The 21,288-nt window shown below is 68.3% G+C and carries 19 protein-coding genes and 2 tRNA genes; 13 read left to right on the top strand and 8 right to left on the bottom strand.

What is annotated here, in order from left to right; genetic code table 11:
- Nucleotides 1-53 precede the first annotated feature (53 nt).
- The 9 genes from thrS (at nt 54) to VO99_RS07910 (ending at nt 7,833) form a co-directional block, all read left to right on the top strand.
- Complete coding sequence (thrS, locus tag VO99_RS07950; RefSeq protein ID WP_046112291.1) at nt 54-1,961, top strand: threonine--tRNA ligase; 1,908 nt, start codon at nt 54-56, stop codon at nt 1,959-1,961.
- Between the two features lie 71 nt (nt 1,962-2,032).
- Entirely contained in the window at nt 2,033-2,581 is a 549-nt protein-coding gene (gene infC, locus VO99_RS07945) for a translation initiation factor IF-3 (RefSeq protein WP_083440438.1), read from the top strand.
- 119 nt (nt 2,582-2,700) lie between these two features.
- Nucleotides 2,701-2,904, top strand: a complete 204-nt coding sequence (gene rpmI / locus VO99_RS07940; RefSeq protein ID WP_046112289.1) for a 50S ribosomal protein L35 — start codon at nt 2,701-2,703, stop codon at nt 2,902-2,904.
- Between the two features lie 24 nt (nt 2,905-2,928).
- Nucleotides 2,929-3,285, top strand: coding sequence for a 50S ribosomal protein L20 (gene rplT / locus VO99_RS07935; RefSeq protein WP_046112288.1), 357 nt, complete (start codon nt 2,929-2,931; stop codon nt 3,283-3,285).
- Between the two features lie 85 nt (nt 3,286-3,370).
- Nucleotides 3,371-4,411, top strand: a complete 1,041-nt coding sequence (gene pheS, locus VO99_RS07930; RefSeq protein WP_046112287.1) for a phenylalanine--tRNA ligase subunit alpha — start codon at nt 3,371-3,373, stop codon at nt 4,409-4,411.
- Between the two features lie 38 nt (nt 4,412-4,449).
- Nucleotides 4,450-6,873, top strand: coding sequence for a phenylalanine--tRNA ligase subunit beta (pheT, locus tag VO99_RS07925; protein ID WP_046112286.1), 2,424 nt, complete (start codon nt 4,450-4,452; stop codon nt 6,871-6,873).
- A gap of 17 nt (nt 6,874-6,890) precedes the next feature.
- The gene (locus VO99_RS07920; protein WP_083440437.1) at nt 6,891-7,232 is read left to right on the top strand and encodes an integration host factor subunit alpha; all 342 of its coding nucleotides are present in this window, start codon (nt 6,891-6,893) and stop codon (nt 7,230-7,232) included.
- 34 nt (nt 7,233-7,266) lie between these two features.
- Complete coding sequence (locus VO99_RS07915) at nt 7,267-7,725, top strand: MerR family transcriptional regulator (RefSeq protein ID WP_046112284.1); 459 nt, start codon at nt 7,267-7,269, stop codon at nt 7,723-7,725.
- Nucleotides 7,726-7,756: 31 nt separating this feature from the next.
- A tRNA-Pro gene (locus tag VO99_RS07910) sits at nt 7,757-7,833 on the top strand.
- 58 nt (nt 7,834-7,891) lie between these two features.
- Here the strand turns inward: VO99_RS07910 and VO99_RS07905 are convergent.
- From VO99_RS07905 to VO99_RS07875, 7 genes are all read right to left on the bottom strand, one after another.
- The gene (locus VO99_RS07905; RefSeq protein ID WP_046112283.1) at nt 7,892-9,856 is read right to left on the bottom strand and encodes an acyl CoA:acetate/3-ketoacid CoA transferase; all 1,965 of its coding nucleotides are present in this window, start codon (nt 9,854-9,856) and stop codon (nt 7,892-7,894) included.
- A 105-nt stretch (nt 9,857-9,961) separates the two neighbouring features.
- A tRNA-Thr gene (locus tag VO99_RS07900) sits at nt 9,962-10,037 on the bottom strand.
- 25 nt (nt 10,038-10,062) lie between these two features.
- A complete protein-coding gene (locus tag VO99_RS07895) occupies nt 10,063-11,076 on the bottom strand; it encodes a class 1 fructose-bisphosphatase (protein WP_046112282.1) in 1,014 nt (337 codons plus the stop codon).
- Between the two features lie 3 nt (nt 11,077-11,079).
- The gene (gene pepN / locus VO99_RS07890) at nt 11,080-13,764 is read right to left on the bottom strand and encodes an aminopeptidase N (protein ID WP_046112281.1); all 2,685 of its coding nucleotides are present in this window, start codon (nt 13,762-13,764) and stop codon (nt 11,080-11,082) included.
- Nucleotides 13,765-13,793: 29 nt separating this feature from the next.
- On the bottom strand, nt 13,794-14,444 hold the full coding sequence (locus tag VO99_RS07885; protein ID WP_232315299.1) for an HAD family hydrolase: 651 nt from the start codon (nt 14,442-14,444) through the stop codon (nt 13,794-13,796).
- A protein-coding gene (gene prfB / locus VO99_RS30155) for a peptide chain release factor 2 (protein ID WP_157039489.1) occupies nt 14,445-15,549 on the bottom strand; the annotation gives its coding sequence in 2 pieces (ribosomal slippage) (nt 14,445-15,467 and nt 15,469-15,549; 1,104 coding nt in all). It abuts the gene before it with no gap.
- A 73-nt stretch (nt 15,550-15,622) separates the two neighbouring features.
- The gene (locus VO99_RS07875; protein ID WP_046112279.1) at nt 15,623-16,561 is read right to left on the bottom strand and encodes an alpha/beta fold hydrolase; all 939 of its coding nucleotides are present in this window, start codon (nt 16,559-16,561) and stop codon (nt 15,623-15,625) included.
- A 99-nt stretch (nt 16,562-16,660) separates the two neighbouring features.
- On the opposite strand from VO99_RS07875, the gene VO99_RS07870 reads away from it, so the two are divergent.
- Complete coding sequence (locus VO99_RS07870; RefSeq protein WP_046112278.1) at nt 16,661-17,170, top strand: GNAT family N-acetyltransferase; 510 nt, start codon at nt 16,661-16,663, stop codon at nt 17,168-17,170.
- A 6-nt stretch (nt 17,171-17,176) separates the two neighbouring features.
- Nucleotides 17,177-18,931, top strand: coding sequence for an acetate--CoA ligase (locus VO99_RS07865; protein WP_046112277.1), 1,755 nt, complete (start codon nt 17,177-17,179; stop codon nt 18,929-18,931).
- Here VO99_RS07865 and VO99_RS07860 read toward each other — a convergent pair.
- Entirely contained in the window at nt 18,920-19,564 is a 645-nt protein-coding gene (locus VO99_RS07860; RefSeq protein ID WP_157039488.1) for a hypothetical protein, read from the bottom strand. The genes VO99_RS07865 and VO99_RS07860 overlap by 12 nt on opposite strands.
- Before the next feature lie 121 nt (nt 19,565-19,685).
- Here VO99_RS07860 and VO99_RS07855 point away from each other — a divergent pair, with 121 nt between their 5' ends.
- Both VO99_RS07855 and ybaK read left to right on the top strand, forming a co-directional pair.
- Nucleotides 19,686-20,765: an aldo/keto reductase gene (locus VO99_RS07855; protein ID WP_046112275.1), complete on the top strand. Its 1,080-nt coding sequence runs from the start codon at nt 19,686-19,688 to the stop codon at nt 20,763-20,765.
- Nucleotides 20,766-20,777: 12 nt separating this feature from the next.
- Nucleotides 20,778-21,269, top strand: coding sequence for a Cys-tRNA(Pro) deacylase (gene ybaK, locus VO99_RS07850; RefSeq protein WP_046112274.1), 492 nt, complete (start codon nt 20,778-20,780; stop codon nt 21,267-21,269).
- The last annotated feature ends 19 nt before the right edge of the window (nt 21,270-21,288 follow it).

The following is a 21,288-nucleotide window of genomic DNA, read 5'->3' as shown; positions in this document are numbered from 1 at the left end:
CGAATCGAGCGCGGCTTGTCCCGCGCTTTTTTCATTTCCGGAGCATTCTTTCCATGATCGCCATCCAACTGCCCGACGGCTCGAAACGCGAGTTCCCGGGTCCGGTCTCCGTGGCCGAAGTCGCCCAGTCCATCGGCCCGGGCCTGGCCAAGGTCACCGTCGCCGGCAAGGTGGACGGCAAGCTGGTGGACGCCAGCGACCGCATCGACCACGACGCCAAGCTGCAGATCATCACGCCGAAGGACGAGGAGGGCGTCGAGATCATCCGCCACTCCACGGCCCACCTGGTCGGCCATGCGGTCAAGCAGCTGTATCCCACGGCCAAGATGGTGATCGGCCCGGTGATCGAGGAGGGCTTCTACTACGACATCTCGTACGAGCGCCCCTTCACGCCGGAGGACATGGCCGCCATCGAGGCGCGCATGCGCGAGCTCATCGCCAAGGACTACGACGTCATCAAGCGCATGACGCCGCGCGCCGAAGTGATCGAGGTGTTCAAGTCGCGCGGCGAGGACTACAAGCTCCGTCTCATCGACGACATGCCCGACGAGACGGCGATGGGCCTGTACTACCACGAGGAATACGTGGACATGTGCCGCGGCCCGCACGTGCCGAACACGCGCTTCCTGAAGAACTTCAAGCTCACGCGGCTGTCGGGCGCGTATTGGCGCGGCGACGCGAAGAACGAGCAGCTGCAGCGCATCTACGGCACCGCCTGGGCCGACAAGAAGCAGCTCGACGACTACATCAAGCGCATCGAGGAAGCCGAGAAGCGCGACCACCGCAAGCTCGGCCGCGAACTCGACCTGTTCCACCTGGACGAGCATTCGCCCGGCACGGTGTTCTGGCACCCCAAGGGCTGGACCATCTGGCAGCAGGTGGAGCAGTACATGCGCGCCGTCTACCGCGACAACGGCTACCAGGAGGTCAAGGGCCCGCAGATCCTGGACAAGACGCTGTGGGAGAAAACGGGTCATTGGGACAAGTACCGCGACAACATGTTCGTCACGGAATCGGAGAAGCGCGACTACGCGCTGAAGCCGATGAACTGTCCCGGCCACATCCTGATCTTCAAGCAGGGCATCAAGAGCTACCGCGACCTGCCGTTGCGCTACGGCGAGTTCGGCCAGTGCCACCGCAACGAGCCCACGGGCGGGCTGCACGGCATCATGCGGGTGCGCGGCTTCACGCAGGACGACGGCCACATCTTCTGCACCGAGGACATGATCCTCGACGAATGCGTGGCCTACACGGCGCTGCTGCAGAAGGTGTATGCCGACTTCGGCTTCACCGACATCATCTACAAGGTGGCCACGCGGCCAGACGCCCGCATCGGTTCCGACGAGATCTGGGACAAGGCCGAGTACGCGCTGATGGAAAGCCTGCGCCGCTCTGGCGTCGACTTCCGCATCGCCCCGGGCGACGGCGCCTTCTACGGCCCCAAGATCGAGTACACGCTGAAGGACGCGCTGGGCCGCCAGTGGCAGTGCGGCACGATGCAGGTCGATTTCTCGATGGCCGAGCGCCTGGGCGCCGAGTACGTGGCCGAGTCGGGCGAGCGCAAGACGCCGGTCATGCTGCACCGCGCCATCGTCGGCAGCCTCGAGCGTTTCATCGGCATCCTGATCGAGCAGCACGCCGGCGCGATGCCCGCCTGGCTCGCGCCGGTGCAGGTTGTTGTCACAAACATCACCGACGGCCAGGCCGAATACGCCTCCGATATTGCGAAAACGCTGCAAAAACAAGGGGTTAGAACCTTGGTCGATTTGCGCAACGAGAAGATCACCTATAAAATCCGCGAGCATTCCATGCAGAAGGTTCCGTTCATCCTTGTCGTTGGCGACAAGGAGAAGGCAAGCGGGGCCGTTGCCGTGCGTGCACGTGGCAACCAGGATCTCGGCGTGATGCCCCTCGACAACTTCGTCCAGAAGCTCGTGGCGGACATCACCGGCAAGGTCTGAGTTCCCCCGTGAACGCACCGTCATCACTGTCGAGCCGTTGCTTGCCTTGGGCTCGTTTGAAGGTCTGAACCATCGCTACTTTCCTTGACCGTCGCACTCCCAATGCGGAGCGCAAGCACCGGCTGAACCGCGAAATCATGGCGCCCGAAGTGCGCCTGAACGGGGTGAACAACGAGCCGCTGGGCATCGTGAGCATCCAGGAGGCTTTGCGGATGTCGGGCGAGCTGGACGTCGATCTGGTAGAGATCGCCGCCACCGCCGACCCCCCGGTGTGCCGCTTGATGGACTACGGCAAGTTCAAGTACCAGGAACAGAAGAAGGCCGCCGAAGCCAAGAGCAAGCAGAAGGTCATCGAGATCAAGGAAGTCAAGTTCCGTCCCGGTACGGACGAAGGCGACTACGCGATCAAGATGCGCAACCTGCGGCGCTTCATCGCCGAGGACGGCGACAAGGGCAAGGTCACGCTGCGCTACCGCGGCCGCGAGATCACCCACCAGGACATCGGCATGCGGCTGCTGGAACGCATCCGCGACGAGCTGGCCGACGTGGCCGTCGTCGAGAACATGCCCAAGCTCGAAGGCCGCCAGATGATCATGGTGCTGGCGCCCAAGAGGAAGTAAGTACGAGATTCGGCCCTGCGGTCTGGTCACCGCAGGGTTTGAAGAGAAGCCGCTGACAGGCCAACAAGCACTGCAAGTCCATTGCAGTCGCCTGCAGGGGTCACTAAGAAGGAGCAGTCATGCCCAAGATGAAGACCAAGAAGAGCGCGGCCAAGCGGTTCCGCGTTCGCCCGGGTGGCACCGTCAAGCGCGGTCAGGCGTTCAAGCGCCACATCCTCACGAAGAAGTCGACCAAGAACAAGCGCCACCTGCGTGGCGCCGTCAACGTGCACGAGACCAACATGGGCCACATGGCTCAGATGTTGCCGTTCGCGGGTCTTTAAGATTTCTGAGTAAGGAGAAAAACCATGCCTCGCGTCAAACGTGGTGTAACCGCACGCGCTCGTCACAAGAAGATCCTGGCTCTTGCCAAGGGTTTCCGCGGCCGTCGCAAGAACGTCTTCCGCATCGCCAAGCAGGCGGTGATGAAGGCCGGGCAATATGCCTACCGTGACCGTCGTACCCGCAAGCGCGTGTTCCGTCAGCTCTGGATTGCCCGTATCAACGCGGCCAGCCGTGAGCTCGGCGTGACGTACAGCAAGTTCATGGCCGGCCTGAAGAAGGCGAACATCGGCATCGACCGCAAGGTCCTGGCCGATCTCGCCGTCAACGACCCCGCTGCTTTTGGCAGCATCGTCGACAAGGTGAAGGCCCAGCTCGCTTGATCCGGCGCGCGCCGTTCGCGCGGCGCGTCGCCCCAAGCTTCAAGGCCGTCACCTTGGTGGCGGCCTTTTTCATTTCCGAATCAAGATGAACGATCTCGACTCCCTGGTGCAGGCGGCGCAAGAGCAGTTCGCGCAGGCCGCGACGCCCGCCGACCTGGAGAACGCCAAGGCGCGTTTCCTCGGCAAGGCCGGCCGCGTGACCGAGCTGCTGAAGTCGCTGGCCCAGCTGCCGCCCGACGAGAAGAAGGCCCGCGGGGCCGAGATCAACGCCACCAAGCAGCGCATCGAAGCCGCGCTGACCGAGCGCCGCCAGGCGCTGGCCGATGCCGAGCTGCAGGCGCAGCTGAAGGCCGAGTCGCTGGACGTGACGCTGCCCGGCCGCAGCCGCGGCACCGGCGGCCTGCACCCGGTGTCGCGCACGCTGGAGCGCATCGAGGCCATCTTCGGCTCGATGGGCTTCGACGTGGCCGACGGCCCGGAGATCGAGAACGACTGGTTCAACTTCACCGCGCTGAACACGCCGGCCGACCACCCCGCGCGCTCGATGCATGACACCTTCTATGTGGATGCAAAGGGCGCCAGCGGCGGCTACCTGCTGCGCACGCACACCAGTCCGATGCAGGTGCGCTACGCGATGCAGCATGTGAAGGCGCACGAGGGCAAGGCGACGATGCCGGAGATCCGCGTGATCGCGCCGGGCCGCACCTACCGCGTGGACAGCGACGCCACCCACTCGCCGATGTTCCACCAGTGCGAAGGCCTGTGGATCGGCGAGAACGTGAGCTTCAAGGACCTGAAGTCGGTATTCACCGATTTCTTCCGCACCTTCTTCGAGACCGATGACCTGACGCTGCGCTTCCGCCCCAGCTTCTTCCCGTTCACCGAGCCGTCGGCCGAGGTGGACATCGCCTTCTCGTCCGGCCCGCTGAAGGGCCGCTGGCTGGAGGTGGCCGGCTCGGGCCAGGTGCATCCCAACGTGGTCCGCAACTTCGGGCTCGACCCCGAGCGCTACATCGGCTTTGCCTTCGGCATGGGCCCCGACCGCCTGACCATGCTGCGCTACGGCGTGAATGACCTGCGGCTGTTCTTCGACGGCGACCTGCGCTTCCTGAGCCAGTTCCAGTAAGCGCCGCCCCCGAAGAACCCTGGAAGAGAAGCGACGACATGCAATTCCCTGAATCCTGGCTGCGCGAGTTCTGCAACCCGCCGCTGAGCACCGAGCAACTGGCCGACACGCTGACGATGGCCGGCCTGGAAGTCGAAGAGATGCGGCCGGTGGCGCCGCCGTTCTCGCGCATCGTGGTCGGCCGCATCCTGGAGGCCACGCAGCACCCGAACGCCGACCGCCTGCGGGTGTGCAGCGTCGATGCCGGCGAGCATTCGAAGGACGGCCCGCTGCAGATCGTCTGCGGTGCACCCAACGCCCGCGCCGGCATCAAGGTGCCGCTGGCGCTGGTAGGCGCCGAGCTGCCCCCGGGCGACGACGGCAAGCCGTTCGAGATCAAGGTGGGCAAGCTGCGCGGCGTGGAGAGCTTCGGCATGCTGTGCTCGGCGCGTGAGCTGAAGCTGTCGGAAGACCACGGAGGCCTGCTGGAACTGGCTGACGACGCGCCGGTGGGCGTGGACGTGCGCGAGGTGCTGAAGCTCGACGACACCATCTTCACGCTCAAGCTCACGCCCAACCTGGCGCATTGCCTGAGCGTGTACGGCGTGGCGCGCGAGCTGTCGGCGTTGACCGGTGCGCCGCTGCGGAAGCCCGAATTTCCGCCGGTGCCTCCTTCGCACGACGACAAGCTGCCGGTGTCGGTGGAAGCGCCCGACCTGTGCGGTCGCTTCTCCGGCCGCATCGTGCGCAACGTCAACACGCAGGCGAAGACGCCGGCCTGGATGGTCGACCGCCTGGCGCGCTGCGGCCAACGCTCGGTCACCGCGCTGGTCGACATCTCGAACTACGTGATGTTCGAGTACGGCCGGCCTTCGCACATCTTCGACCGAGACAAGATCCACGGCGGCCTGGTGGTGCGCTGGGGCCGCGCGGGCGAATCGCTGAAGCTGCTGAACGGCAACACCATCACGCTCGACGACCAGGTGGGCGTGATCGCCGATGCGCAGGCGGTGGAATCGCTGGCCGGCATCATGGGCGGCGACGCCACCGCGGTGTCCGACGAGACGAAGAACGTGTACGTGGAGGCCGCGTTCTGGTGGCCCAAGGCCGTGGCCGGCCGTTCGCGCCGCTTCAACTTCTCGACGGACGCCGGCCACCGCTTCGAGCGCGGCGTCGACCCGGCGCTGACGGTGGAGCACATCGAGCACATCACGCGCCTGATAATCGACATCTGCGGCGGCGAGGCGGGCCCGATCGACGACCAGCAGCCCCGCATGCCGCAGCGTGAAGCGGTGCAGCTGCGCGTGGCGCGCGCCGCCAAGGTCATCGGCATGCCGGTGACGCAGGCGCAATGCGCCGACGTGCTGCGTCGCCTGGGCCTGCCGTTCACCGAGGCCGAAGGCGTGCTGACGGTGACGCCGCCCAGCCACCGGTTCGATTTGCAGATCGAGGAAGACCTGATCGAGGAAGTGATCAAGGTCCTGGGCTACACGCAGCTGCCGGACACGCCGCCGCTGGCGCCGGTGACCGCCCGCGTGCGGCCTGAGGCCCGCCGCGGCAGCCACGCCCTGCGCCGCGCGGTGGCTGCGCTGGGCTACCAGGAGACGATCAACTTCAGCTTTGTCGAAGCGCGCTGGGAGCAGGAGCTGGCCGGCAATGCCGATCCGATCCCGGTGCTGAACCCGATCGCCTCGCCGCTGTCGGTGATGCGGTCCAGCCTGATCGGCAGTCTGGTGGCGGTGCTGCAATACAACCTTGCGCGTCGTGCGCAGCGGGTGCGCATCTTCGAACTGGGCCGTGTGTTCCGCCGCGATGCCTCGGTGACGGACACGCTCACCACCGTGGCCGGCGTGTCGCAGCCGATGCGGCTGAGCGGCCTGGCCTATGGCCCGGCGCAGCCGCTGCAATGGGGTGTGGCCGAGCGGGCGGTGGACTTCTTCGACGTCAAGGCCGACGTCGAGGCGCTGCTGGCGCCGCGCCGCGCCACCTTTGTCGCCGCCGAGCATCCGGCCTTGCATCCGGGCCGCAGTGCGCGCATCGAGCTGGACGGCCAGCCCATCGGCTGGATCGGTGAACTGCACCCCAAGTGGCGCCAGGGCTATGACCTGCCGCAGGCGCCGGTGCTGTTCGAGCTGGATGCCGAGGCGCTGGCTGCCCAGGTGGTGCCCAGCTTCCAGTCGATCCCACGCCAGCAGTCCGTGTGGCGCGACCTCGCGTTGGTGGTGAAGGACACGGTGGCCCACGACGCGCTGATCGGCGCCATCACCGACGACGCCTCCGGCCTGGTGCGCCATGCGCAGCTGTTCGACATCTACAAGCCCAAGGCGCCCACCGCCGACATCGCTGCCGACGAGCGCAGCATGGCCGTTCGTGTGGAACTGCTCGATGACAGCGCCACGCTGACTGACGAACGTGTCGATACCGTGGTGGCCGGCATCGTCGAGCGCCTGGGCAGCCGCCTGCAGGCGAGGTTGCGCGGCTGATGGAGGAGAAACCTGCGATGGACCGCGTGATCCTGCCGACCCTCGAGACGCCGACCCTCACCAAGGCTGAACTGGCCGACCTGCTGTTCGAGCGGCTGGGGCTGAACAAGCGCGAGTCGAAGGACATGGTCGAAGCCTTCTTCGACATCATCCACGCCGCGCTGGTGAAGGGCGACGACGTGAAGCTGTCGGGCTTCGGCAACTTCAACATCCGGCGCAAGGCGCCCCGGCCCGGCCGCAATCCGCGCACGGGTGAGTCGATCCCGATCGCCGCGCGCAACGTGGTGACCTTCCACGCCAGTCATAAACTGAAGGGCCTGGTGCAGGGCGACATCCCGAGCCCGGACGAGTTCGAGTAAAGTTTGAGCGCCAACCCGTGGAGCGTTGATTTCTATGGAAAAAGCGCTTCCCGCGATCCCTGCCAAACGCTACTTCACCATCGGTGAGGTGAGCGAACTCTGCGGCGTGAAGCCCTATGTGCTGCGCTACTGGGAACAGGAGTTCACGCAGCTCAAGCCGATGAAGCGCCGCGGCAACCGGCGCTACTACCAGCACCACGAGGTGCTGCTGATCCGCCGCATCCGCGAGCTGCTGTACGACCAGGGCTTCACCATCAGCGGCGCCCGCAACCGTTTGGCCGAGATGCAGGGCCTGGGCCGCCACGGCGCAGCCCATCCAGCGCATGAAGCCGAGCTGCACGGGCCGGATGACGAACCCCATGACCTGTTGCAGGCCGACGAACTGCACCACCTCGACGACGAAACTGACGGCACGTTGGCGCCGCATGAAGCGGTGTCGCTCGACCAACTGCGCATTGAATTGCTTTCGATTCGCAGCCTGCTCACCATTTGAGAAAACTTCAGGCTATACTGCTTGGCTCAGTCGGGGCGTAGCGCAGCCTGGTAGCGCACTTGCATGGGGTGCAAGGGGTCGCGAGTTCGAATCCCGCCGCCCCGACCATTGAAAAAGCCGAAGCCCGGTGCCGCAAGGTACCGGGCTTTTTGCTGTCTGCGGCAAGCTACGGCGGGGCCGGGCGCGGCATCAGGTTGGGCTGCACACCTCGGGCGCTCAGCGTGTGTGCCAGGGCGGCGCGCACGAAGGCATTGCTGGCATAGCGCGTCACGCGGCTGTAGTAGTGCTCGGACAGGCGAGCCACCATCGCGCCCCAGGCCTCGTGCAGGCTTTCGTCGAGCTGGAAATCGTCGTAGTTGACGATGGCCGGCACCTTGCGGCGCAGCGGTGACAGCAGCCGGGCCACTTCGTCCTCCACCCGCTGGATATCTTCCAGGCGCCGGATCGCCAGGCGCGAGAAGTCGATGTACAGCACGCCCTGCTCGGCCTGCCAGCGCAGCCGGTCATTCATCGGCTGGGCAGTGAGCTGTTCGCGCAGCGCCATCGGCCCGGGCCGGAAGATGCGGCCATCCATGCGCCGCGGCATGCCGCGCAGCAACGGCGCAAAGCCCATGTGTGCCAGCACGTCGCGCTCCAGGTCCACGCCGGGTGCCAGTTCGGTGAGCACCAGGCCCTGGGGCGTCAGTTCGAACACGCAGCGCTCGGTGACATACAGCACCGGCTGTCCGCGCGCGGCGGCCTGCTGGCCGGCGAAAGTGCGCTGCTCCACCGCGTGCACGAACTTGGCCTGCGTGCCGGCCATGAAGCTGCCGACAAACACCACCTTCTTCGCGTTCTGCGAGATGTTGATGAAGCCACCCGCGCCAGCAAGCCGAGGCCCGAAGCGGGACACGTTCACGTTGCCTTCGCGATCGGCCTGCGCCAGGCCCAGGAAGGCCAGGTCCAGCCCGCCGCCGTCGTAGAAGTCGAACTGGCTGGGCTGGTCGATCACCGCCTGGGTGTTGACCGCCGCGCCGAAGTCCAGGCCGGAGGCCGGCACGCCGCCGATGACGCCCGGTTCGGCCGTCAGGGTGATGAGGTCGGTGATGCGCTCTTCGGCAGCCACGCGGGCGATGCCCTCCGGCATGCCGATGCCCAGGTTCACCACGCTGCCGGCCAGCAGCTCCAGGGCGGCGCGGCGGGCGATGACCTGTCGGTCTCCGGCCGGCATCGGCTCGGCCTCGTGCAGCGGCACGCGCAGCTCGCCCGCAAAGGCGGGGCTGTAGGCGGTGGCGAAGGTCTGGGTGTGGTATTCGGGGCGCTCGGCCACCACCACGCAGTCCACCAGCACGCCGGGGATCTTCACCTGGCGTGGCGGCAGGCTGCCGCGCTCGGCCACGCGTTCCACCTGCACGATGACGATGCCGCCGCAGTTGTGCGCCGCGGTCGCGATGGCCAGGGTCTCCAGCGTGAGCGCCTCGCGCTCCATGGTGACGTTGCCGTCCGCATCGGCGGTGGTGCCGCGCACCAGCGCCACGTGGATCGGGAAGGCCTTGTAGAACAGGTATTCCTCGCCTTCGTATGGCCACAGCATCACCAGGTCTTGCGTGGTGCGGCTGTTGACCTTGCCGCCGCCGTGTCGCGGGTCGACGAAGGTGCCCAGGCCCACGCGCGAGAGATGGCCCGGCTTGCCGGCCGCGATGTCGCGGAACAGGTGCGAGATGACGCCCTGCGGCAGGTTGTAGGCCTCGATGACATTGTTGACGGCCAGTGCCTGCAGCCGCGGCACCAGGCCCCAATGGCCGGCGATCACGCGCCGCAGCAGGCCGGCGTGCCCCAGGTGGTTGAGGCCACGCTCCTTGCCGTCGCCCTGGCCGGCAGCGCACACCAGCGTGAGGTTGCGCGGCTTGCCCAGGCCGGGACTGTGTTCGTCTGCGCCCGCGGCGTCGTCGGCCAGGAAGGCTTGCTCCAGCGCCACCGCCAGGTTCTCCGGAAAGCCGATACCCACGAAGCCGCCCGTGGCCACCGTGTCGCCGTCGCGGATCAGGCGCACGGCATCGTGGGCCGAGACGATCTTGCCGTGCCGTGCGGCAATGAGGTCGCGCAGCGCGTCGCGTGCGCGGGGGCTGTCGTGGCCGGCCTGCAGTGTCATCGTGCGCTCCTGTCCCGGTGCGGGCGACACGATGCTAAGACGACTGCGCTCGGAAAGCGCCCATGAAAAAGCCGACCCGGGGGTCGGCTTGTTCGCTTGAGCTTCTGGTGCCGGTGAAAGGAGTCGAACCCTCGACCTTCGCATTACGAATGCGCTGCTCTACCAACTGAGCTACACCGGCAACAGCCCAACAGTATAGCCCGAAATCACTGCTTAGCTTCCAGGTGGTAGCGCGTCACACGTTCCACTTCGTTCTTGGAGCCCAGCACCACGCTCACGCGTTCATGCAGCTTGCCGGGCTGCAGGTCGAGGATGCGCTCCCGGCCGTTGGTGGCGGCGCCGCCGGCCTGCTCGATCAGGAAGGCCATCGGGTTGGCCTCGTACATCAGCCGCAGCTTGCCGGGCTTCTCGGGCTCGCGCTTGTCCCACGGGTACAGGAAGATGCCGCCGCGGCTGAGGATGCGGTGCACGTCGGCCACCATGCTGGCGATCCAGCGCATGTTGAAGTCCTTGCCGCGCGGGCCCTCGCTGCCGGCCAGGCATTCGTCGATGTAGCGCGTCACCGGGGCGTCCCAGTGGCGCTTGTTGCTCATGTTGATCGCGAATTCCTTGGTGTCCTCGGGGATGCGCACGTTCTCGGCCGTCAGCACCCAGGAGCCTTGCTCGCGGTCGAGCGTGAACATGGCCACGCCGTCGCCCACCGTCAGCACCAGCGTGGTCTGCGGGCCGTAGACGCAATAGCCGGCGGCGGCCTGGCGGCTGCCCGGCTGCATGAAGTCGCGCTCGCCCACGCTCTCGTGGTCGCCCAGCTTGCGCAGCACCGAGAAGATGGTGCCGATGCTGACGTTCACGTCGATGTTGCTGGAGCCGTCGAGCGGATCGAACAGCAGCAGGTATTCGCCCTGCGGATAGCGGTTGGGCACCACGTGGATGGAGTCCATCTCCTCGCTGGCCATCGCGGCCAGCGCGCCGCCCCATTCGTTGGCCTCGATCAGCACCTCGTTGGCGATGATGTCCAGCTTCTTCTGCACCTCGCCCTGCACGTTCTCGCTGCCGGCGCTGCCCAGCACTTCGCCCAGCGCGCCCTTGTTGACGGAAATGGCGATGCGCTTGCAGGTGCGGGCCACCACCTCCAGCAACAGCCGCAGCTGCCCCGGGATGTGGCCGTGCTTGCGCTGCTGCTCGACCAGGTATTGCGTAAGACTGATGCGTTTTTCCATGGTTCAGCTTTCCAGTGCGCGGGACACGACTTCGCGGGTGTCGTCGCTGAGGTTGGGTTTGGCGGCCACGCGGGCCAGGGCTTCGCGGGCCGCGGTCTGCCAGGGCTCGGCCAGGCGGCGCCAGCGTTCCATCATCCGGGCCAGGCGTGACGCCAGCTGCGGGTTGGCGGCGTCGATGTCGGTGACCAGGGCCTCCCACAGCGCATAACCGGCCGCATCGCTGCGGTGGAAGGCGGCGGGATTGGACGACATCAGCGTGAACACCAGGCTGCGTGCGCGATTGGGGTTCTTCAGCGAGAAGTCGGGGTGCTTCATCAGCGCCTTGATGCGCTCGAACACCCGCCCCGCCTGCGGGCCCACCGGCTCGGGCGCGCCGGCCTGCAACGCGAACCACTTGTCGATGACCAGGGCCTCGTCCTTGAACATTTCGTAGAAGCGCTGCAGCGCCGGCTCGGCCAGCGGTGCATGGGCCTCCACCAGCGCCTGCAGCGCACCCAGGCGCTCGGTCATGTTGCCGGCGTCCTTGAAGCGGCCATAGGCCTTGCCCTGCCACACCTCGTCGCCGGTGGCCACCGCATGGCGCACCAGCATCTGCAGCGCGCGGTTGGCCAGCGCGCGGCGGCCGCTCTGCAGCGCATCGGGGCGGTAGCCGTCGGTGACCTGGTGGTGCTCCCAGGCCCACACCCAGTCGTCATGCAGCTGCGCGGCCAGCTGGTCGCGCATGGCCTCGTGCACCACGTGGATGCGCTGCGGGTCCGAGACCTCGAACTGCTCGGCCACGTAGCGCTCGCTGGGCAGCGTGAGCACCAGTTCCTTGAAGGCGGCGTCCAGCGACGGGTCGCGCAGCACGTTGCGCAGGGCGTCGACGATGGCGTCGTCCAGCGCCGGTGCGGCGTCCGACTGCGTGGCGGCCATCATGTTGGACAGCGCCAGCCGCTGGCCGGCCTCCCAGCGGTTGAAGGGGTCGCTGTCGTGCTTGAGCAGCGTCAGCAGCTCGGCATTGCTCAGGCCGTCGTCCAGCCGCACCGGCGCCGAGAAGCCGCGCAGCAGCGAAGGCACCGGCCGCACGTCGACGTTGATGAAGGTGAGGTCGATGCGGTAGTCGTCCAGCACCAGCACACGCTCGGTGGAGGCGCTGGGGTACTCGCCGTCGAGCTGCACCGGCAGCGCCTGGCCATCGGGGCCGATCAGGCCCATCAGCACCGGGATGACGTAGGGCCGCTTGTTCGGCTGGCCGGGGCTGGGCGCGCTCCATTGCTCCAGCGTCAACGTGTAGCTGCGCTGCTCGGCGTCGTAGCGGCCGCGGGCCTTCAGGTTCGGCGTGCCGGCCTGGGCATACCAGTTCTTGAACTTGTCCAGGCGCGTGGACAGCATGCTGCCCGGGTTGGCATCGGCGATGGCCTGGGCGAAGTCGTCGCAGGTGACGGCATAGCCGTCATGCCGCTCGAAGTACAGCGTCATGCCGCGCTCGAAGCCTTCACGGCCCACCAGCGTCTGCATCATGCGCACGACTTCGGCGCCCTTCTCGTACACCGTGGCGGTGTAGAAGTTGTTGATCGCCTGGTACTCGTCGGGCCGCACCGGGTGCGCCATCGGGCCGGCGTCTTCGGGGAACTGCACCTGGCGCAGGCCGCGCACGTCCTCGATGCGCTTGACGGCCTTGGCGCTGACGCCGCCGGCCATGTCCATGCTGAATTCCTGGTCGCGGAAGACGGTCAGGCCTTCCTTCAGGCTCAGCTGGAACCAGTCGCGGCAGGTGATGCGGTTGCCGGTCCAGTTGTGGAAGTACTCGTGGCCGACGACGCTTTCCACGCCGGCGAAATCGACGTCGGTGGCGGTGGCCGGGCTGGCCAGAACGAACTTCGTGTTGAAGATGTTCAGGCCCTTGTTCTCCATCGCGCCCATGTTGAAGTCGCCCACCGCGACGATCATGAAGCGTTCCAGGTCCAGCGGCAGCTTGAAGCGGGCCTCGTCCCACACCACCGAGGCGATGAGCGAGTTCATCGCATGCTCGGTCTTGTCCAGGTCGCCGCGGCGCACGTACACCTGCAGCAGGTGGTCGCGGCCCGAGCGGGTGCGGATGTGCTGCTCACGCGCCACCAGGTCGGCGGCCACCACGGCGAACAGGTAGCTCGGCTTGCGGAAGGGGTCGTGCCACTTCGCGTAGTGGCGGCCGTTGTCCAGATCGCCCTGTTCCAGCAGGTTGCCGTTGGACAGCAGCACCGGATAGCGCTTCTTGTCGGCCCGCAGCAGCACCGTGTAGACGGCCATCACGTCGGGCCGGTCCAGGAAGTAGGTGATGCGGCGGAAGCCCTCGGCCTCGCACTGCGTGAACAGCCCGCTGTCCGACGAGAACAGGCCCGACAGCTGGGTGTTCTTGTCCGGGCAGCAGGTGTTGCGGATGTCCAGCGTGAAGTGGTCGCCGGGCGGGTTGTCGATCACCAGCAGGCCCGGCTCGTGGCGGAAGCTCACGCTTTCGCCATTGGCCTGCACGCGCAGCAGCGTGATGTCTTCGCCGTGCAGCTTCAGCGGCTGCGGCGCCACCGACAGGTTGCGCTCGATCACCAGCCGGCTGCTGACGATGGTCTTGGCGGGGTCGAGGTCGAAGGTGAGCTCGACGCTGCGGATCCAGTACGCGGGCTCGGTGTAGTCCGAGCGGCGCACAGTGAGGGCGGGTCCTTCGCGCATGTGTGACTTCTCCGTTGGAGCTGAAAGGGCTAAAGGGCCAGGGCGCCGAGATCGAAGCCGTTGAGGTCGGGCACGATGGCCACGACGTTGGCGAAGCCGGTGAAGGCCTCGCGCGGCATGGTGGTGGTGAGCGCCACCGCGCGCATGCCGGCACGCTGCGCGGCCTCGATGCCCAGCGGCGCGTCCTCGAACACCACGCAGGCCTCGGGCGCCACGCCCAGGCGGCGCGCGGCCTCGAGGAAGATGTCCGGATGCGGCTTGCCGCGCAGGCCGTCGGCCGGGCTGGTGACGGTGTCGATCCACTCGCCGATGCCGAAGCGCTCGAACGCCAGCTGCATGTTGAGCAGGCCCGAGGCGGTGCACACCGCCAGCTTCAGGCCCTGCGCGCGGGCCTGCGTGGCCAGCTCGGCCGCGCCGCCGATGAGCTGCAGCGCCGGGCGTGCCAGCTCGCGGTAGATCGCCTCCTTCTCCTCGGCCAGGGCGTCGATCGCCTGGGCGTCGAGATCGGGCAGCAGGTCGGACAGGATCTCCGCATTCGCGCGGCCGGCCGTCGCGGCGAAGAAGCCCGCTTCGTCCATCGGATGGCCATGGCGCCGGTGCCACTCGATCCAGGCGCCGTGGTGGTGCGGCATGCTGTCGATCAGCGTGCCGTCGAGGTCGAAAAGCAGTGCTTCGGTCACTCAGACTCCCTGCTTCAGGCTGGCTTCGATGAAGGGATCCAGGTCCCCGTCGAGCACCTTCTGCGTGTTGCTGATCTCCACGTTGGTGCGCAGGTCCTTGATGCGGCTCTGGTCCAGCACGTAGCTGCGGATCTGGTGGCCCCAGCCCACGTCGGTCTTGGTGTCCTCCAGCTTCTGCTGCTCGGCCATGCGGATGCGCATCTCGTGCTCGTACATGCGCGAGCGAAGCATCTGCCATGCCTCGTCGCGGTTGCGGTGCTGCGAACGGTCGTTCTGGCACTGCACGACGATGCCGGTGGGGATGTGCGTCAGCCGCACCGCCGAGTCGGTCTTGTTGATGTGCTGGCCGCCCGCGCCGCTGGCGCGGAAGGTGTCGGTGCGCACGTCGGCGGGGTTGATGTCGATCTCGATCGAGTCGTCCACCTCGGGATAGACGAACAGGCTCGCGAACGAGGTGTGACGGCCGCCGGCCGAGTCGAACGGGCTCTTGCGCACCAGGCGATGCACGCCGGTCTCGGTGCGCAGCAGGCCGAAGGCGTAGTCGCCTTCCACCTTGATGGTGGCCGAGCGGATGCCGGCGACGTCGCCTTCCGTCTCTTCCATCACCTCGGTCTTGAAGCCCTTGCGCTCGCAGTACTTGAGGTACTGGCGCAGCAGCATGCTGGCCCAGTCGCAGGCCTCGGTGCCGCCGGCGCCGGCCTGGATGTCGATGAAGCAGTTGCTGGGGTCGGCCGGGTTGTTGAACATCCGGCGGAACTCGAGCTGCTCGACGGTTTCCTGCAGCTTGCGCGCATCCATCTCGATGGAGGCGATGCTGTCGAAGTCGCTCTCGGCCTTGGCCATGTCGAACAGCTCGGTGCTGTCGGCCAGGCTGCTGGTCAGGTGGTTGATGGTCTCGACCACCGTGTCGAGCGTGCGCTTCTCGCGGCCCAGTTCCTGGGCGCGCTTGGGCTCGTTCCAGACGTTGGGATTCTCGAGCGCCGCGTTGACTTCGTTGAGTCTCAGTGCTTTGCGGTCGTAGTCAAAGATACCCCCGTAGCGCTTCGGTGCGCGTGGTGAGGTCCGCCAGGAGGGCGCCGATCTCGTTGACCTTTTCGTTGTCCATGCTTGCCATTCCTCTTGAAGGGGAGCGATTTTCGCATGGCCCCCGGCATGGCGCCCGGTGGACGAACTGCCGGCTATGCGTCCAGGAAACGCTCGATGTACGCGGCCAGGGCGTCGGGCTCGTCGTGGTGCAGCATGTGGCCGCTGGCCGGCAGCCGCGCGCGGGTGATCGGGGCGCGCAGCGTGGCCAGCCGGGTCTCGAATTCCTCGCGGGTGTAGCGGGTGCCCCAGATCGCGGCCAGGTCGGTCAGCGCGCCGTCCACCCACAGCACCGGCGCGGCGATGCGCTGCCACAGCGCCAACGCCTCTTCCACCTGGTACAGCGTGGGCGACACGCCCTTGTGCGCCGGATCGGCCCGCAGGTGCCAGCGGCCGTCGGCCTGCGGGGCCGACCAGTGGCCGGCCAGCCAGGCGGCCTTGTCGGCGGGCAGGCGCGGGTTGTTCTTCATCAGCCGGCGCATCACGCCTTCCGGGCCTTCGTAGCTCACCAGCGCGGGCGGCGTGCGCAGCTGGTCCAGCCACTGCAGCAGCCGCTTGGGCGCGTCCTCGGGCCGGGTGCGCGGCATGCCGAAGCCTTCCAGGTTCACCAGCTTGCGGATGCGCTCGGGCCGCAGGCCGGCATACACCATCGCCACGTTGCCGCCCATGCTGTGACCCAGCAGGTCGATCGTGCGGCCGGGCAGCAGGGCTTCCAGCAGCGCATCCAGGTCACCGACGTAGTCGGGGAACCAGTAGGTGTCGGTGGCCGGGCCTTCGGTCAGGCCGAAGCCGCGCCAGTCAGGCGCGACGATGGCGCGGCCGTCGGCCATCGCATCGACCATGAACTGGAACGAGGCGCCCACGTCCATCCAGCCGTGCAGCAGCACCAGCGGCCGCTTGTCGCCGTCGGCTTGCGGGTCGCCCCAGCAACGCAGGTGGTAGCGCAGGCCGCGCACGCTGACGAAGCGGCTGGTGGCCTCGCGGCGCGGCAGGTAGGCGGTGGCGGGCAGGGGGGCAATGTCGGCGGGCTGCATGCGGCCGACTGTAAGGGGCCTGCGGGCACGCCGCTGTCACCTGCGCAGCCGGGAAACCGCGGGCCGGGCGGCCGCCGGCGCGCTGCCAGAATCGGCCGCATGAACACATCCTTCGTCCTGCGCGCGGCCGAGCCGCGCGACGTGCCGGCCATCGTCGGCCTGATCGGCGAGCTGGCCGACTTCGAGAAGCTCACGCACCTGATGCAGGCCACGCCCGAGACGCTGCATCCGCACCTGTTCGGCGACAAGCCGGCCGCCGAATGCCAGGTGGCCGAGGTGGAAGGCCGCGTGGTGGCCTTCGCGCTGTTCTTCACCAACTTCTCCACCTTCCTGGCCAAGCCCGGGTTGTACCTGGAGGACTTGTATGTACAACCTGCGCACCGCGGCAGCGGGCTGGGCAAGGCGCTGCTCACGCGGCTGGCGGGCATCGCGGCCGAGCGCGGCTACGGCCGCTTCGAGTGGTGCGTGCTGGACTGGAACGAGAACGCCATCGCCTTCTACCAGCGCATGGGTGCGACGGTGATGCCGGACTGGCGGCTGTGCCGCATCACCGGTCCGGCGCTGCAGGCCTTCGGCACAGCGGGGTCCGCCCCGGGCAACGAGGGCTGAGCCGCCATGCCGCGCCGCAGTCCGGGCGCCGGCCCGCAAGCCGACCCTTCGACCGACCGCCACGCCCGCATCCATGCCGAGTTCCGCTGGCAGGTGCCGGCCCGCTTTAACCTGGCCGAGGTGTGTTGCGGCCGCTGGGCGCGCGACACGCCCGAGGCCATCGCGGTGCACCACGAGCGCGACAGCGGCGAGCGCAGCGCCTACACCTTCGCGCGGCTGCAGGCCGATGTGAACCGGCTGGCCAACCTGCTGCAGCGCCTGGGGGTGCAGCGCGGCGACCGCGTGGCCATCGTGATGCCGCAGCGCTACGAGACGGTGGTGTCGCACATGGCGATCTACCAGCTGGGTGCGGTGGCCATGCCGCTGTCGATGCTGTTCGGCCCCGAGGCGCTGGCCTATCGGCTGCAGGACAGCGAGGCCGGCGTGGCGATCGCCGACGAGAGCGCAATGGCTTCGCTGCAGGCCGCACGCGCCGAATGCCCGGCGCTGCGCCACGTGCTGGCGGTGGGCGCCGCCGAAGGGCAGGGCGATGGCGACTGGCGCGCCGGCCTGGCGGGCAGCGACAACCGCTTCACGCCGGTGGACACCGCGGCCGACGATGCGGCCATCCTCATCTACACCAGCGGCACCACGGGCCCGCCCAAGGGCGCACTGCTGCCGCACCGGGCGCTGATCGGCAACCTGCCGGGCTTCGTCTGCAGCCACAACGGCTTCACCGCGCCCGACGGCGGGCCGGTGCTGTGGAGCCCGGCCGACTGGGCCTGGACCGGCGGCCTGATCGACGTGCTGCTGCCCACGCTGTACTTCGGCCGGCCGCTGGTGGGCTACACCGGCCGCTTCGACCCGGTGACCGCCTTCGGCCTGATGCAGCGCCACGGCGTGACGCACACCTTCCTCTTCCCCACCGCGCTGAAGGCGATGATGAAGGCGGTGCCCGACCCGCGGGCGCGCTTTCCCAAGCTGCGGCTGCAGTCGGTGATGGCCGCCGGCGAGCCGGTGGGCGACGCGGTGTTCGCCTGGTGCCGCGACGTGCTGGGCGTGCCGATGAACGAGATGTTCGGCCAGACCGAGATGAACTACATCGTCGGCAACTGCGCCAGCCTGCCGCTGCCGGGGGGCGGCACCGCGCCAGGCTGGCCGGCGCGACCCGGCAGCATGGGCCGGGCGTACCCGGGCCACCGCATCGCCGTGATCGATGACGAAGGCAACGAATGCCCGCGCGGCACGCCGGGCGACGTGGCGCTGCACCGGCGCGACGTGCATGGCGACCCGGACCCCATCTTCTTCCTGGGCTACTGGAACAACCCGCGCGCCACCGCCGCCAAGTTCACCGGCGACCCGGCCGACAGCTGGTGCCGCACCGGCGACACCGCGGTGATGGACGAGGCTGGCTACCTCTGGTACCAGGGTCGCAGCGACGACGTGTTCAAGGCCGCGGGCTACCGCATCGGGCCCAGCGAGATCGAGAACTGCCTGGTGAAGCATCCGGCGGTGCTCAACGCCGCCGTGGTGCCCAAGCCCGACGCCGAGCGCGGCGCGGTGGTCAAGGCCTACGTGGTGCTGGCGCCCGGCTTCGCGGGCGACGACGGCCTGGCCGCCGAGCTGCAGGCCCACGTGCGCGGCCGGCTGGCGCCGTATGAATACCCCAAGGAGATCGAGTTCGCCGACAGCCTGCCGATGACCGTCACCGGCAAGGTGCAGCGGCGCGTGCTGCGGCTGCAGGAGGAAGAGCGCGCGAGGGCCGCCGGCTCAGTCGCATGAGCCGACGCTGCGCGGCGCGGTCTTGGCATGTTCGCTGAACGGGTCGAGCTGCGATCCGCGGGTGGCCTTGGCGAGCAGGCATCCGTCGCCGCGGCGCAGGCGCACGCTGCCGTCGGACTGCACCTCCTCGCTCACGCGGGTGTCCAGTCGGCGGGCCAGGCGCGCTTCCCAGGTGGGCCGTGGTGCGTTGGCGCGCGGGTCGGCCAGGGCTTCGGCGGCCGGTGAGGGCGGCGCGGCGTACGCGGCCCGGGCGGGCAGGCGCAGGTCGAGCAGCGGCCCGGCCCGCGGTGGGGCACTGGCCGGCGGCTCGGCCACGGGAGCTGGCGTGGCCAGGCCTGCGGCGGGCAGGGTGATGGCCTGGCCCACCGGCCGCGGCGCCGGCGGGACGGGCTGAACCGCCGCCGGCGCACTGCGTGGCGGCACGGACAGGCGTGGCGCCGCCGGCGTGGCGACCGCACCGGTCGGCGAAGGCCACAGCAGCCGCAGCACCGTCGGCTGCCGCACCGGCCGCGCCATCTCCCGCGGCATGGCCGGCTGCCGCGGCCAGGCCAGGTACAGCAGCGCATGCAGGCCCAGCACCGCCAGCAGCACGGGCGTGCGGCCCGGTGGCGGCCAGGCGGAGTGGATCGGCATGCCGGCACTGTAGGCGCAGCTCAGCCACGGGCCGGCCGCCGGTATCGTCCAGTATTTGCCGGGGCCGGCCGCCAAGCCCGTGGCCCGTCCGGGGCGCACGGCCTGCGGCACACTTGGCCGCATGAGCATCACCTCCTCCTCCGACTTCCACGTGCGGCTGGGCCGCAGCGACCTGCAGGCCACGCGCATCTGCCTGGGCACCATGACCTTCGGCGAGCAGGTCGACGAGGCCACGGCCTATTCCATCCTCGACCGGTCGGTCGAACGCGGCGTCACCTTCCTCGACACCGCCGAGATGTACCCGGTGCCGCCCTCGGCCGCCCGCTACACGCTGACCGAGAGCATCATCGGCCGCTGGATCGCGGCGCGGCCCGGCGTGCGCGACCGGCTGCTGCTGGCCACCAAGGTGGCGGGCCCGGCGCGCGGCTACGACTGGATCCGCAACGCCAGCGGCGACCTCACCGGCCAGGACATCATCGCCGCCTGCGAAGCCAGCCTGCGCCGGCTGCAGACCGACGTGATCGACCTCTACCAGATCCACTGGCCGGCCCGCAACGTGCCGTCCTTCGGCAGCATCTACTTCGACCCCGCCAAGGAGCAGCCGGTGACGCCGATCCAGCCGCAGCTGGAAGCGCTGGGCAAGCTGGTGCAGGCCGGCAAGGTGAAGACCATCGGCCTGAGCAACGAGACGCCTTGGGGCGTGCATGAGTTCGTGCGGCTGGCCGAGCAACACGGCCTGCCGCGCGTGGCCACGGTGCAGAACCCGTACACCCTGGTCAACCGCAGCGTGGACAACGCGCTGGACGAGACGCTGTTCCGCGAGCAGGTGTCGCTGCTGGCCTATTCGCCGCTGGCCTTTGGCCTGCTGACCGGCAAGTACGACGAGAAGGGCCTGGAGGACGACAGCCGCCCCGGCCGCATGGCCATGTTCGAGACGATGAAGAAGCAGCGCTGGGGCCGTCCGGAATCGCTGGCCGCGGCTCGTCTATACAACCAGCTGGCGCGCGACCACGGCTTCACGCCCACCCAGCTGGCGCTGGCCTTCTGCTACCGCAGCCCGCGGGTGGCCAGCACCATCATCGGCGTCACCTCGGTGGCGCAGCTGGACGAGAACATCGATGCCTGGAGCCTGCCGCTGTCGCCCGAGGTGCTGGCCGAGATCGACCGCATCCGCTGGCAGCACCGCGACCCGGCCCAGTAAGCAGGCAGCGCCATGGCGAAGAAGGAGCACAAGCACGTCAGCGAGACGCCGGCCACGCAGTGGCTGCGCCAGCACGGCGTGCCGTTCACCGAGCATGTGTACGAGTACGTCGACCATGGCGGCACCACCGAGTCGTCGCGCCAGCTCGGCGTGGACGAGCATGCGGTCGTCAAGACGCTGGTGATGCAGGACGAGAAGGCGCAGCCGTTGATCGTGCTGATGCATGGCGACCGCCAGGTGAGCACCAAGAACCTGGCGCGGGCGATCGGTGCCAAGGGCATCGAGCCCTGCAAGCCCGAGGTGGCGCAGCGCCACAGCGGCTTCCTGGTGGGCGGCACCTCGCCCTTCGGTACCCGCAAGGCGATGCCGGTGTACGTGGAAGAGACGGTGCTGCAGCTGCCGAGGATCCTGATCAACGGCGGCCGCCGTGGCTTCCTGGTGGGCATCGAGCCGGCGGTGCTCACCGGCCCGCTGGGCGCCAGGCCCGTGCACTGCGCCATCTGAGCAGCGGCCACCGGGCGGC

The sequence above is a fragment of the Aquincola tertiaricarbonis genome (genome assembly GCF_000969605.1).
Classification (GTDB): domain Bacteria; phylum Pseudomonadota; class Gammaproteobacteria; order Burkholderiales; family Burkholderiaceae_C; genus Aquincola; species Aquincola tertiaricarbonis.
The sequence above is the reverse complement of the archived record's forward strand: the minus strand, read 5'-3'. Positions and strand labels throughout refer to the sequence as shown.

Excerpts from the sequence above, each read along its gene's own strand:
- pepN (WP_046112281.1), bottom strand. The coding sequence starts at position 13,764 with ATGCGCGAAGGACCCGCCCTCACTGTGCGCCGCTCGGACTACACCGAG.
- rpmI (WP_046112289.1), top strand. The coding sequence starts at position 2,701 with ATGCCCAAGATGAAGACCAAGAAGAGCGCGGCCAAGCGGTTCCGCGTT.
- thrS (WP_046112291.1), top strand. The coding sequence starts at position 54 with ATGATCGCCATCCAACTGCCCGACGGCTCGAAACGCGAGTTCCCGGGT.
- VO99_RS07915 (WP_046112284.1), top strand. The coding sequence starts at position 7,267 with ATGGAAAAAGCGCTTCCCGCGATCCCTGCCAAACGCTACTTCACCATC.
- VO99_RS07860 (WP_157039488.1), bottom strand. The coding sequence starts at position 19,564 with ATGCCGATCCACTCCGCCTGGCCGCCACCGGGCCGCACGCCCGTGCTG.
- rplT (WP_046112288.1), top strand. The coding sequence starts at position 2,929 with ATGCCTCGCGTCAAACGTGGTGTAACCGCACGCGCTCGTCACAAGAAG.
- VO99_RS07870 (WP_046112278.1), top strand. The coding sequence starts at position 16,661 with ATGAACACATCCTTCGTCCTGCGCGCGGCCGAGCCGCGCGACGTGCCG.
- VO99_RS07895 (WP_046112282.1), bottom strand. The coding sequence starts at position 11,076 with ATGGAAAAACGCATCAGTCTTACGCAATACCTGGTCGAGCAGCAGCGC.
- VO99_RS07920 (WP_083440437.1), top strand. The coding sequence starts at position 6,891 with ATGGACCGCGTGATCCTGCCGACCCTCGAGACGCCGACCCTCACCAAG.
- VO99_RS07875 (WP_046112279.1), bottom strand. The coding sequence starts at position 16,561 with ATGCAGCCCGCCGACATTGCCCCCCTGCCCGCCACCGCCTACCTGCCG.
- VO99_RS07905 (WP_046112283.1), bottom strand. The coding sequence starts at position 9,856 with ATGACACTGCAGGCCGGCCACGACAGCCCCCGCGCACGCGACGCGCTG.
- pheT (WP_046112286.1), top strand. The coding sequence starts at position 4,450 with ATGCAATTCCCTGAATCCTGGCTGCGCGAGTTCTGCAACCCGCCGCTG.
- ybaK (WP_046112274.1), top strand. The coding sequence starts at position 20,778 with ATGGCGAAGAAGGAGCACAAGCACGTCAGCGAGACGCCGGCCACGCAG.
- VO99_RS07855 (WP_046112275.1), top strand. The coding sequence starts at position 19,686 with ATGAGCATCACCTCCTCCTCCGACTTCCACGTGCGGCTGGGCCGCAGC.
- pheS (WP_046112287.1), top strand. The coding sequence starts at position 3,371 with ATGAACGATCTCGACTCCCTGGTGCAGGCGGCGCAAGAGCAGTTCGCG.
- VO99_RS07865 (WP_046112277.1), top strand. The coding sequence starts at position 17,177 with ATGCCGCGCCGCAGTCCGGGCGCCGGCCCGCAAGCCGACCCTTCGACC.